The sequence below is a fragment of the Pseudomonas wayambapalatensis genome, from assembly GCF_049942315.1.
GTDB classification, from domain to species: domain Bacteria; phylum Pseudomonadota; class Gammaproteobacteria; order Pseudomonadales; family Pseudomonadaceae; genus Aquipseudomonas; species Aquipseudomonas wayambapalatensis.
This window is the reverse complement of record NZ_JBNFMU010000123.1, coordinates 33,006-45,358: the sequence shown is the minus strand read 5'-3', so window position 1 is coordinate 45,358 and position 12,353 is coordinate 33,006. Positions and strand designations below refer to the sequence as shown.

At 67.3% G+C, this 12,353-nt stretch carries 11 protein-coding genes; 10 read left to right on the top strand and 1 reads right to left on the bottom strand.

From position 1 onward, the window contains the following. The 10 genes from ACPZMI_RS06880 to ACPZMI_RS06835 form a co-directional block, all read left to right on the top strand. The coding region (locus ACPZMI_RS06880; RefSeq protein ID WP_426351932.1) for a glycosyltransferase family 4 protein at positions 1-631 on the top strand (631 nt) is incomplete at its 5' end. Then, complete coding sequence (locus ACPZMI_RS06875; protein ID WP_426351931.1) at positions 628-1,998, top strand: O-antigen ligase family protein; 1,371 nt, start codon at positions 628-630, stop codon at positions 1,996-1,998. The genes ACPZMI_RS06880 and ACPZMI_RS06875, both read left to right, overlap by 4 nt. Beyond that, entirely contained in the window at positions 1,995-2,960 is a 966-nt protein-coding gene (locus ACPZMI_RS06870) for a glycosyltransferase family 2 protein (protein WP_411384276.1), read from the top strand. The genes ACPZMI_RS06875 and ACPZMI_RS06870 overlap by 4 nt, the downstream gene beginning before the upstream one ends. Continuing rightward, positions 2,953-4,089, top strand: coding sequence for a glycosyltransferase (locus tag ACPZMI_RS06865; RefSeq protein ID WP_426351930.1), 1,137 nt, complete (start codon positions 2,953-2,955; stop codon positions 4,087-4,089). Before ACPZMI_RS06870 ends, ACPZMI_RS06865 begins: the two co-directional genes overlap by 8 nt. Positions 4,090-4,098: 9 nt before the next feature. Further along, positions 4,099-5,109 (top strand): polysaccharide deacetylase family protein, encoded by a 1,011-nt coding sequence (locus ACPZMI_RS06860; RefSeq protein WP_426351929.1) that lies wholly within the window; start codon positions 4,099-4,101, stop codon positions 5,107-5,109. Continuing rightward, complete coding sequence (locus ACPZMI_RS06855) at positions 5,106-6,410, top strand: lipopolysaccharide biosynthesis protein (RefSeq protein ID WP_426351928.1); 1,305 nt, start codon at positions 5,106-5,108, stop codon at positions 6,408-6,410. Before ACPZMI_RS06860 ends, ACPZMI_RS06855 begins: the two co-directional genes overlap by 4 nt. Then, a complete protein-coding gene (locus tag ACPZMI_RS06850) occupies positions 6,407-8,317 on the top strand; it encodes a hypothetical protein (protein ID WP_426351927.1) in 1,911 nt (636 codons plus the stop codon). Before ACPZMI_RS06855 ends, ACPZMI_RS06850 begins: the two co-directional genes overlap by 4 nt. Before the next feature lie 34 nt (positions 8,318-8,351). Continuing rightward, positions 8,352-9,041 (top strand): GNAT family N-acetyltransferase, encoded by a 690-nt coding sequence (locus ACPZMI_RS06845; protein ID WP_186709594.1) that lies wholly within the window; start codon positions 8,352-8,354, stop codon positions 9,039-9,041. Between the two features lie 4 nt (positions 9,042-9,045). After that, positions 9,046-10,206, top strand: coding sequence for a GNAT family N-acetyltransferase (locus tag ACPZMI_RS06840; RefSeq protein WP_426351926.1), 1,161 nt, complete (start codon positions 9,046-9,048; stop codon positions 10,204-10,206). After that, complete coding sequence (locus tag ACPZMI_RS06835) at positions 10,178-10,939, top strand: ChbG/HpnK family deacetylase (protein ID WP_426351925.1); 762 nt, start codon at positions 10,178-10,180, stop codon at positions 10,937-10,939. The genes ACPZMI_RS06840 and ACPZMI_RS06835 overlap by 29 nt, the downstream gene beginning before the upstream one ends. Before the next feature lie 76 nt (positions 10,940-11,015). Here the strand turns inward: ACPZMI_RS06835 and ACPZMI_RS06830 are convergent, their stop codons facing one another. Next, on the bottom strand, positions 11,016-12,299 hold the full coding sequence (locus ACPZMI_RS06830; RefSeq protein WP_426351924.1) for a hypothetical protein: 1,284 nt from the start codon (positions 12,297-12,299) through the stop codon (positions 11,016-11,018). Positions 12,300-12,353 lie beyond the last annotated feature (54 nt).

Here is a 12,353-nt window from a genome sequence, read left to right as displayed (position 1 = left end):
GGAGGCCGCAGTACCTCCTGTGGGAGCGGGCTCGTCCCGCGATGGCAACACCGCGGTGCAAAGCCAGGGACTGCGCCAAGCCCCTTGGCTGGCAGGCTATGTCGGGCGGCTGTCCAGCGAAAAAGGCCCGGACCTGTTCCTCGACACCCTGATCCCGCTGTGCCAGCGCCATCCACGGTTGCACGCGGTGATGCTCGGCGACGGCCCCGAACGCGCCACGCTGCAGGCGCGTATCGAGGCTGCCGGCCTGGGCGAGCGCATCACGCTGCCGGGTTTCCAGCGTGACATGCAAGCCTGGATGACCCGGCTGGATGCCCTGGTGATCAGCTCGCGCACCGAAGGCACGCCAATGATTCTGCTCGAAGCCATGCAGGACGGCGTACCGGTGGTGGCCTTCGGCGTCGGCGGCATTCCCGACGTGATCGAACACGGGCGCAGCGGGCTGCTTGCCGCACCGCTGGCAGTCGATGAACTCGCTGCCCACCTGCAGGCGCTGCTGGACGATCCGCAACAGGCCGAAGAACTGGTTGCCCGCGCCCGCCAGACCCAGCGCGAACACTACCACCTGCCGACCCTGGCACAACGCTGGGCCCTGGTGTACCGGGGCACGGCCACGGAGGTTGTCGCATGATCATCCCCCTGTCGCTGGTGGGCCTGGTGGCCCTGCTGTCGCTGGGCTTGCTGGCCAGCCCCTACCCTTACCTGGCCCCTGGCGCCGTGGTCGGCCTGGCCGGTGCCCTGGTGCTGTACCGCAAGCCAGCCTGGGGCCTGCTGGCGATCGCCGCGCTGGTGCCGCTCGAAGGGCTGCTCAAGGACAGCATGGTCTCTGGCGCCAAGCTGATCGGCCTGGGCCTGGTGCTGATCCTCACCCTGCAACTGGCCGTGCGCCAGCTGCCTGCCGAGCGCCTGCGCAGCAATCAATGGCGATTGCTGATCCCGTTCATGGCCCTGTACCTGCTGAGCCTGTGGACCAGCGACAGCGTCGAGCTGTCCGTCGGCCACCTGCGCGAGCTGCTGGTCGGCCTGGTGGTGTTCGTCATCACCCTGCTGGTGGGGCGCGACCTCAACCTGCCGATGCTGGCCCGGCTGATCACCGTCAGCGTCTGCGTGACCTGCCTGTTCGCCATCTTCTCCAGCAAATACCAGGAGCAGGGTCGCGCTTCGGCCATGCTCGACCCTAATGCCTTCGCCCTGCTGATCACCATCGCCATGCCGCTGGGGCTGTGGCTGGCGATAAAGACCCGGCAGATTCCGCTCAAGCTGTTATGGGCCGGCTGCTGCCTGTTGCTGCTAGTGGGCATGACCAAGACCGAGTCGCGCTCAGGCCTGGTGGTGCTGCTGATCAGCCTGGGCATCGTGCTGTACAACTACCGCGAGCAACTGGCACGCATCCGCCCGCGCCACCTGGGCTTCGCCATGCTCGGCCTGGCCATCGTCCTGCCGCTGGGCGCGGCGCTGATGCCGGCCGGCTACGCCGAGCGTATCCAGTCGCTGATGCTGCTCAAGTCCGGGGTCAATGCGCACCAGGACGAATCCCTGGGTCGGCGCGCCTCGTACCTGGTGGTGGGCAAGGAGATGATCAGCCACAGCCCGATGCTCGGCACCGGCCCCGGCACCTTCCCGCTGCACTACGCCGACACCGGTTTCTCCAAGGCCTTCGCGCCGGTCAACAGCAAGACCACCGACCTCTATCGCCGCGCCCACAACACCTACCTGGAGCTGTTCAGCGAAACCGGCGTACCGGCGGGGCTGGCCTTCGTCGGCATGATCGCCCTGGCCCTGCGCAACTTCTGGCGGGCCCGCGCGGCCTGGCGGGCCAACGGCGAGCACGACAACGCCGACCTGATGACCCACCTGACCATGAGCATGCTGGCCATCGGGCTGTTCCTGATGTTCCTCAGCGCCCCCAGCCACAAGTACCTGTGGATGATGCTGGCGCTGTCCAGCGTGCTGCTGCGCCAGGCCAGCGAGCCGCGCACCGCGGGGGCGACGCCATGAACCAGGTGAGCATCGTCATCCCCATGTTCAACGAAGCCCGCCATATCGGCCGCACCCTCGAAGCCGCGCGCAAGGCCGCCCACTGCGCGGGGCTGGGCTGTGAGCTGATCGTGGTCGACAACGGCTCCAGCGACGATGGCCCGGCCATCGCCCGCCAGCACGGCGCCCAGGTGCTGAGCCTGCCCGGTGTGGCCATCGGTGCGCTGCGCAACCAGGGCGCACAGGTCAGCCACGGTGAGTGGCTGGCGTTCCTGGATGCCGATATCGAGGTGCCCGACAACTGGCTCGACCTGCTGCTGGGCCTGCAGCGCCGAGGCGAAGGAGATGTCTTCGCCCTTGACTGCGACACCCCACGCCAGGCGCCCTGGTTCGCCCACGCCTGGCAACGCCGCACGCTGCGCGCCGGGCAGACGGTGCAGGACTGCACCTGGCTGCCCACGCCCAACCTGCTGATGCGCCGCACCTGGTTCGACCAGGTTGGCGGCTTCGACGAGCGCCTGCGCACCGGCGAAGACAAGGACTTTACCCTGCGCCTGCACGAAGCCGGCGCGCGTTTGCGCGTGCTGCGCCAGCCCGTGGTGCTGCACTGGGGCTTCGAGGGCAGCTGGGGTGAATGGCTGGGCAAGGAGATGTGGCGCCAGGGCAGCCACTTGCAACTGTTGCGCAGCCATGGCGTGAGCCTGCGCCTGCTGCGTTTCCCGCTGCTGTCGGTCGGCGCCTGGGTAGTCGACGCCATGGCGCTGTCGACGCTGCTCGAAGGTTTCCCCCATGTGGCCCTGGCGCTGCTGCTGATCAGCGCCCTGCCTGCCCTGGCGCTGAGCCTGCGCCAGAGCCTCAGGCACCACGACACGTTGCTGACCCTGCAGCTCTGGGGCCTGCACTGGCTGCGCCTGCACCTGGCTGGCGCTGCGTTCATCCTCAGCCTGTTCAACCGCACCGCAAGGAGGCCCGCTCGTGGCTGAGATCATCTTCTGGTTGTGCCTGCTGTTGCCGCTGTACGCCTGGGTCGGCTATCCGCTGCTGCTGACCCTGGCTGCGCCGTTCTTCCCTGTGCGCAGACCCGGCCCGCTGCCGCCGCAGCGGGTCAGCGTGGTGATCGCCGCGCACAACGAGGAGCGGCACATCGAGGCCAAGCTCGCCAGCGTGCTCGCCCAGGACTACCAGGCCGCCGAACTGCAGGTGGTGGTGGCCAGCGACGGCTCCAGCGACCGCACCGTGGCGCTGGCCCGCGCCGTGGACGATCCGCGGGTACAGGTGCTCGACCTGCCACGCCTGGGCAAGACCGGCGCGCTGAACACCGCGGTGAGCGTCTGCCGCGGCGATATCCTGGTGTTCACCGACGCCGACAACCAGTGGTCTGGCAACACCCTTGGCCTGCTGCTGGCGCCGTTCGCCGACAGCGATGTGGGGGGAACTGCCGGGCACATGATCATCCCCGATCCAGGCAAGGGCCTGAGCCTGGGCGACAGCCTGTACCGCCACTATGAAGCCTGGGTGCGCAAGGTGGAAAACCGCACCGGCTGCATGGTCTCGGCCGACGGCGCCCTGCTCGCCCTGCGTCGCCCGCTGTACCAGGCGATTCCCAAACAGGTCAACGACGACTTCTACATCAGCACCTGCGCCCCGGCCGCCGGCCAGCGCATCGTCTACGTGCCGGAGGCGATCGTGCTCGACCAGGGGGTGGACGAGGCCGACAAGCAGTTCCGCCGTCGCCAACGCGTCACCGTCGGCGGCCTGCAGAGCCTGGCCGCGCGCAGCGAACTGCTCAACCCGCTACGCCACGGCCTGTACGCCATCGCCCTGATCAGCCACAAGCTGATCCGCCGCCTGGCACCGGTGCTGTTGCTGCCGCTGCTGCTGGCCAATCTCTGGCTGGTCGGTGAGTCGCACTTCTACCACCTGGCCCTGGCCGCACAACTGCTCGGCTATGCGGCGGCGATTGCCGGCCTGCTCGATGCCGGCCACCGCCTGCCCAGGCCGTTCCGCCTGGCCGCCTTCGTGCTGGTGACGCTGGCGGGCATGAGTGTCGGCCTGTGGCAATTCCTGCGCGGGCACAGCTACAGCCAATGGAACCCCGACCAGAATCGATGAGCGACGGACATGCCGATCAAGACGAAGATCAAACAGGCCAGTGGCTGGCTGTATTTCAAGTCGCCCAAGGGCCGCGCCGAATTGCGCGGCGCCGGGGTGATCCTCATGCTGCACCGGGTACTGGCCGATGATGCCAGCGCCGCCTTGGCGCACCGCAACGAGCTGTGTGTCGGGCCACGCGCCTTCGAAGGGCTGCTGCGCTGGCTGCCGCGCCACTTCGACTGCGTCAGCCTCATGGACCTGCTCAAGGACCATGAGGCACCGCGCAGCAACCAGCGCCCCAAGGTCGCCCTGACCTTCGACGATGGCTGGCGCGACAACGCCAGCAACGCCTTCCCGCTGCTGCGCAAGCACCAGGTGCCGGCAAGCATCTTCCTGTCCACCGACTACATCGGCAGCCGCCAGCGCTTCTGGTGGGAAAGTGTCGGCGAGACCCTGTGGGGCAGCCACGGCGAGCCTGCACGGCACAGCCTCATCGAGTACCTGCGCAAGCTCGGCCGACCGCTGCCGGCCGCCTACTTCATGAACGACCGCTCGCAAGCGCGCAGCCAGGCCCTGGCGCACTACCTGCAGAGCCTCAAGAGCCTCAGCCCGCAAGCCCTGCAGCAACTGACCGACGCCTGCCCTGCCGAATCGCTGCCCCAGGCCATGGACTGGCAGCAAGTGCGTGAACTGGAGGACTCGGGCCTGGTGCGCTTCGGCCCGCACGGCGCCAGCCACGCCTTGTTGCCCTACCTCGACGACCGGCGCCTGGACGAGGAACTACAACGCAGCCGTGCCGCCCTGGCGCACGGCTGCCAGCAACCACTGCCGGTGTACTGCTACCCCAATGGCGACCATGACGACCGCGTGCGCGCACGCGTGGCGGCGCACCGCTATCCCTTCGCCCTGAGCACGCGCGCCGGCATCTGCCAGGGGCATGACGATCCGCTGGCCCTGCCACGCATCGGCGTCAGCCAGCGCAATGCCAGCCGCCCGTCGCTGCTGGCCTGGCGCATCAGCCGCGGGGGCCGCTCATGAGCCGCAACCATTACCTGCGCCATCTGGCACTGAGCATGGGCACCAAGCTTGCGATGATCGCCCTGCGCCTGCTGCGCAACGTACTGCTGGCGCGCATCCTCGGCCCCAGCGAGCGAGGGTTGTTCGCCCTGCTCAGCACCCTGCCCGACCTGATCAGCGCCGCCACCAGCGGCGGGTTGAACAGCGCCGTTGGCTACCAGGCGGCCAAGCAGCGCGACATGGGCCTGCTGCTGACCCAGGTGCTGGTCTACGGTTGCCTGCTGGCGGGGTTGTTGACGCTGGTCTGCGTGGTGCTGGTGCGCGCTTTCGGTGCCGACCTGGACATCACCCTGCAACTGGGCCTGCTGGCCTGGCTGTTGCTGCTGGCGGTGCCGATGACCGTGCTCAAGAGCGGCCTGCTGACACTGCACAACGCCAGCGGTGGCGTCGGCGCGTTCAACGCGCTGCGCCTGACCGAATCGGCGGCACCGCTGCTGTTGTTTCTGGCGTTGTTCTGGATGTGGCGTGAAGAGGCGCTGGAGGCGGCGCTGATCAGTTGGCTGGTGGGTATCGCCCTGGTGCTGATGCTGGGCCTGTGGTGGCTGCGCCGCCAGCATCCGCTGGCCCTGCGCTGGGATCGCGGCGGTCAGCGCGAGCTGCTCAGCTACAGTGCCAAGAGCCACCCCGACCTGTTGTTCCAGCAAGTCATCCTGCGCTCGGACTACCTGTTCATCGGCGCGATGCTCGGCAGCACTGCGCTGGGGCACTACGCCATGGCCAGTGCGGCCGCCGAACTGCTGTTGATCGTACCGGAAGCGGTGACCACACCGCTGATGAAGCGCCTGCTGCAGCAGGACGCCGGCATGGAGAAACTCACCCCTCTGGCATTGCGCCTGACCGCCACGGTGATGCTCGGCGCCTGCCTGTGCATGGCGGTGATCGGCGACTGGCTGATCGTCACCCTGTTCGGCATTGCCTACCAACCGGCCTACCCGGCGCTGCTGGCCTTGCTGCCAGGGCTGCTGGGGCTGTGCTACGCCAGCATCCTGCGCCTGGACCTGCTGGGCAAGAACCGCCCCGGCACGGTCTCGCTGATGATGGGTGCCGGCGCCGCGCTGAACCTGGTGCTCAACGTGCTGCTGATTCCAACCTGGGGCATCGTCGGTGCCGCAGCGGCCTCGTCCATCGCTTATCTCGCGGTGACCCTCGCCATGTTGGTGCTGTACTGCCGCCTGAGTGGGGTGCCGGTACTGCAAACCCTGATCATCCTGCCCAGCGACTTCGCGCCGCTGCGCCAGATGTTGCAGCGCAGGCCAGCATGAAGCGCTGCCTGCTGCTCTGTGCCCTGTGGGTGCCGCTGGCACCGGCGGCGAGCCTGCAATGGGGCGATCTCCGCGATGGCAGCCTGTACCTGCAACCCGCGCGCAACGATGAACTGCGCCTGCGCTGGCATCCGGCCTGGCAGGCCGACGCCAATGCCGAGCGCATCTACCTGCTCGACGGCCACGGCCAACTGCGCGGCGAGCGGGCGATCAAGGCCGAGGAGTTGCGCGGCGAGCAACGCTGGCCACTGACCGCCGACGCCGGCCCCTATCGCCTGGAGGTGCCTGGCTACAGCTTCCGTGGCTACCAGATCGAGCACAGCGACACCACACGCGCCCTGTTCGCTCCCGCCAAGGTGCACTTCAGCGCCGAGGTCGGGCCACGGGTCGAGCTGTATTTCCGCGTCAAGGCCGGTGAGCAGGCGACGCTGGCCGGCAAGTTCCACGGCGGCGTACGCGGGCTCTTGGCGCAGCGCCTGAGCGACGGTCGGCAGGTCGAGGTGGCGCTCAAGCCCTACCCCGCCTACTGGCGCTTCGACCAGCAGGCGCTGCCGGTCAGCCCCCGCGACGAAACCTGGCGCCTGCGCCTGCAAGGGCGCGGCAAGGCGGCATTCTGGCTCGATGGCAGCGCCAACCTGTTCGCCCAGCGCGCCGATCAACTGGGCGATGTCGCCAACCCTGCCGGGCAGGTGCGACTCAGGCTCCAGGCCAAGGTGCTGGGCCACACGCCGCTGCTGGGGGTCAACCTGCCCTACGTGCTGCCGCCACCGTCGAGCTTCGCCGCCCTGGATGCCCTGCGTCCGCAGGCGGCCGGCTACTACAGCTTCATGGACGTGCTCGCCCGCCAGCCCGGCTATGAAGACGCCTGGCGCCGTCTGTACCAGCAGCGCTTCGGCATCACCCAGGACATCACCCTGCTCGCCGGCACGGGTCGGCGCGCCGATCTTGCCGCCGATCGCACCAGCCACGACGGCCTCGATGCCTGGCTGGCCGGCACCGCGCGCCTGGGCGGCAAGGGCCTGCACTACCTGGCCTTTGCCGACGAGCCCAACCTCAATTACCGCAACTATGAAAGCTACCGCGACTTCTTCACCGGCATGGCCCAGCGCGTAAGCGCCTGGCCGGGCGCCCGGGAGGCGGGCGTGCGGATCGCCATGCCCGCCTCGTCACGCCTGCTCGGCGGCCCCTTCACCCAGGGCAGCAAGGACCTGCGCGGTATCGACTGGGCCCGGCGCCTGCTGCAGGAGCACGGTGCGCAGATCGATGCCCTGGCCTGGCACGAATGGATGGTCCGCGACCTGCTCGCCACCCGCAGCTACCGCGACAGCGTGCGCCAGGCCGCGGCCTTGGTCGGCCTCGACAGCCAAGGCCGGCCGCGCAAGGCGCTGCTGCTCGACCAGACCAACCTGTCCAGCGGCTCCAGCCTCAGCCCCTATGACCAGAACACCCACTACGCGGGCCTGTGGTGGGCCTCGGTGGTGATCAACGCCTCCGCCGACGGCCTGTTGGACATGCTCAACTGGTTCCATGTCGCCGACGAGCCCGAATGGCCTAAGGGCATGATCCGCGTGCTGGGCGATGACCGTTTCGAGCTCAAGCCGGTGGGCCTTGCCCAGCAGTTCATCCAGCGCCACTGGCTGCGCCAGGTGCTGGCCCTGGACAACGACGCCTTCGAGGTCGACGTGCTGGCCATGGCCGACGGCCGTCAGCGCAGCCTGCTGGGGGTCAACAAGGCCGAGCGCGTGCAGCAGGTCGACCTGGCGCTGGGCGACTGCCCGGCCGGCCAGCTCGAACTGTTCGGCCCCGATAACCAACCGCGCCCTGCCCGCTTCAGCTGCCAGCAGGGGCAGATTCGTTTTCAATTGCCAGGGCAGACCTTGTTTGCCCTGACCTGGAGTGCGTCATGAGACGCACCTCGACCTGCCACGAACAGGAGGCACCATGCGTGCATTGAGCAAGATCCAGGATCGCATCAAGCGCAAGGGACTACGCAATACCTTGAGCAGCGCCTGGCGACACTACGTCTTCTATCATTGGGAACTGGTGTGGATGGAACGCGACCTGGAAACCCCGGTGCCCCCGCACCGTCTCAAACCCTATGCGCCACTGCGCATCGAGAACATCACCGTGAACAACGTCAAGGCCTTCGCCAAGCACTTCGGCGACCGCGTCGAGACCATGCGCGAGCTGGCGGCCGAGGGCCACACAGGGTTGATGTTCCTCGATGACGACGGCGACACCGTGGCCTTCATCTGGGGCAGTGCGCGCCATTACCACGACCGCCATTACTACGGGTGCTGGTTCCCGGTCGGTCCGGGCGAGTTCTTCGAGTTCGGCGGCGAGTTGATCCGCAAGTACTGGGGCAGCGAGCTGTCGGTGGACTTGCAAGTGGCGTTGTGGAAGGCCATGGCCGCGCAGGGTTGCACCAAGGTGGTGGACGTCTGCGAACAACACAACATCCCGGCGCTCAAACTGCACCTGCGCATGGGCTATCAGGAGCAAGGGCGCATCATGAATGTCTACTGCCTGTTCGGGCGCTGGAAGTTCTTCCGCGAAAGCCGCTACAGCGAGTCGCGTCTGGAGCCCTTGCGTAAACCGGCGTCCGAAAACGCCACGGCTGCGGCGTCCTGACCCCGTGGCCCTGCAACTGAGCTGGTGCGCCTCGCTGCGCACCCCCAGCTTTCCCGCCGCCGGCTATGAAGCGCTGCGCCAGCGCGTGGCCGGCAGCACCCCGTTCAATCACCTGGGCTGGCTGCGCGCCGCCGAGGCCGCTCTGCAACCGGGCCAGCAACTGAAGATTCTGCTCGGTCACCTCGATGGCCGCCTGTGCCTGTGCCTGCCCCTGGTGCGCGAACGCCAGGCGGCAGGCCCGCTGAATGTCCCGGTGGTGCGTCACCTGGGTCATCCACTGAGCGATCGCATCGCGTTGTTGCTCGACCTGCCGGCGCACCACGCAACACAGGTGCTCAAGACCATCCGCAAGCATCTTCCCCATGCGCTGCTGCAATTGAGTGAAGTCGTGCAGGGTGACAATGAGGACTGGCTGCGCCAATGGGCTGCGGCCAGCTCGACCTTCGAGCGACGCCTGAGCTGCCGTGTACCGGTGCACCGGATCAGTGAAGCCGATCGCCAGGAGGTCAGTGGCGACCCACGCTACAAGCTTCGCCGTGCACGCAAGCGCATCGCCGCCTGCGGCGCGCAGGTGCGCCGGGTGGTCGCCGACCGCCACAACATCACCGCCCTGCTCGATGCGATCAGCGCCGTGGAAGCGGCGAGCTGGAAAGGCGACGATGACGTCGGCATCTTCTCGGGCAGCCAGCGCCGCGGGTGGATGTACCAGGCCTTCACCGCGCTGGCTGGCGAAGGGCTGGTGTGCCTGGTGCTGCTGGAGCTGGACGGGCGATGCATCAGCTACCGCCTGGGCCTGCTCGAGCGCGGACGCATCTACGACTACAACCTGGCGTTCGTGCCCGAACAACGCGAGCTGGGCAGTGGCCGGGTGCTGCTCGAAGAGTGGATTCACTGGGGCCTCGACGAGGGCTGGAGCTGGGTCGACGCCTCGCGGGTAAGCCTTGAAAACTCCAGCCACCAGTTGCATGAACGCCAGACCGGCCAAGTCGAACAATGGCGCTTGAGCAGCTACAGCTGGCGCCCCGACGGCATCGCCCTGGGCCTGGCCCTGCGTTGCTGGCGCTGGCTCAAGCCACGCCTGCGCAAGGCCGACAGCGCAGCCACCGTCACCCCGAACCCCACACAGGAGCGCCCGGATGCCATCCCAGGTCATAGTCAACGCTGACGACTTCGGCCTCAGTGCCCCCATCAACGCGGTGATCCTGCACGCGTTCCAGGCCGGGCTGATCAGCTCGGCAACACTGATGGCCAACATGCCGGCGTTCCAGGCAGCGTGCGTACTGGCCCAGCAGCCAGCGCTGAAGGGCCGGATCGGCCTGCATTTCAACCTGACCTACGGTCGGCCCCTGAGCCAGGCGATCCTCGCCGAACCGCGCTTCTGCACCGCCCAGGGCGAGTTCGACCTCGGGCTGCGCCAGCGCACCCTGCGCCTGTCACGCAGCGAGCGCGAGGCCGTGCGCCAGGAACTCGAAGCCCAATGGCAACGCTGCGTGGCCCATGACGTCATGCCCAGCCACCTGGACTCGCACCAGCACGTGCACAACATCTGGCCAGTCGGTGAGGTGGTGGCGCGTTTTGCCCGTGAGCAGGGCGTGCCGGTGCGCCTGGCACGCAACCTGGGGCACAACATCGGCCCGGCGAAACGGCTGTTCAAGACCCTGCTGAACCGGCGCCTGCGCCAGTTGAGCGGGGCCACGGCCGACTATGTGTGCACCCCCGCGGACCTGAAGGCGGGCCTGGCGCCGCGCGAGGGGGTGCTGGAGGTGGTCGCGCATCCCAGCGCGCTGGGCGGGCATGATTTTGGCGATGCCTACCTGGAGAGTGGGGAATCGTTGAAATCGTTGATCGATGCGCGTCTTGAGGACGTACCGCGGGTGGGTTACGCCACCGCGCTTTAAGTACCAGCCTTTCGAGGGGCGAGCGTCTCTTGCTCGTCGAAATCATTGGCTAATGGCACGTCGCTCATTCTGACTCCTAGAGGTTCTGGTCTTGCGCCACGAAGGTGAACACCTGACCATTGCCACTGGCCAGGTTCACGCGCACTACCGGCATGAAAACGCCGGTGTGCTGGAAGTAGTCACGCTGGATCAGCTTCGCCCCGGCCAGGCTGGCGCTACCGGAAGGATAGTAGATCGCCTCGATAGGCAACTCCCGAGGTATGTTCTGCGGCCAGGCACCAATGATGATTTCGTTGTGCGCACCAGCGCTGGCGCGCACGTCGATGTTCAACTGGAACTGCGCAGCATTGGGCGTGGGCTCCATGCTGAAGGCGCAACTGTTCGCAGCGCTGCCAGCGTAACGCGCGCGCCACGCCGCGACCGTGGTAATACCTTGCGACAAGCAACTGGCTCGACAGCTGTTCGGGATGCCGCTGGTGCCGGCGTTGGCCGGGTAGGCGCAGCGCAACCTGACCGGATGCGTGACAGGTTGATCCAGACGATCGAAGATCAAACCCGGCTCATTGCTGGCCAAGCGCTGGACACCGGTATCGGCGCGTAGATAGGTGAACGAAACACCATCTCGTGAAATGGAGTTCTGCGTGGGGTTCCAGGAACGAAAGCCGGCGGAGGCACCGGTGGCGCGGATCAGCACACCATTGCAGTTGTAACTGGGGCTCGCATCGTAGCAACTGGCGGCGGTGTCGGCGTAGCGCAAGTTCAGCCGGTCGGCGACCTGGTAACCGCGGTACAGTTGCTCGCGCGAGTCGAAACCGAACACCGCGCTCTGTGGCAGGGCGGGGTCGAGTCGCAGTACCGGCAACCACACGCCAACGGCCTCGTGGTAGGCGCGCTGGTCCCGCTGGGCCGCCAGTAGGCCGTTGATGTCGCCACGGTTGTAGTACACCGCCACTACGGCCAGGCGCTCGGGCAACGACGTGTCCCAGTTGACCACCCGCAGTTCGCCAGGCCGGGTGCCGCCGTCATCGCCTTGCACGCTGTAGTCCTTGCCCTGCGCCATGGCCTCGAAACGGTTACTGAAGATGTAGCCACTGGGCTCGCTGACACTCATTCCCCCCACGTCATGTCGCAACCAACTGAAGCGCTCGGCACCCTGACCGATGGCTTCGGGGCCATGGGTCCAGAACGGCAGCGGCGCATTGGCAGGCTGCTGTCGCACCAGCACACCGCTGCAAAAATACGCTGGCCGATTACCTGCACAGCGCAGCGCACCGCTCTGGTAAGACTGGTTGAGAGCGACCGCCAGCTCTGGGCCGGTCAGCGCCCAGGCAGCGGGGGCCAGCAGGCAGCTCAACAGCACACAACAACGTGACAGCCACGGCATTCTCACAAGAAAACCTCAGACATGCTCAGC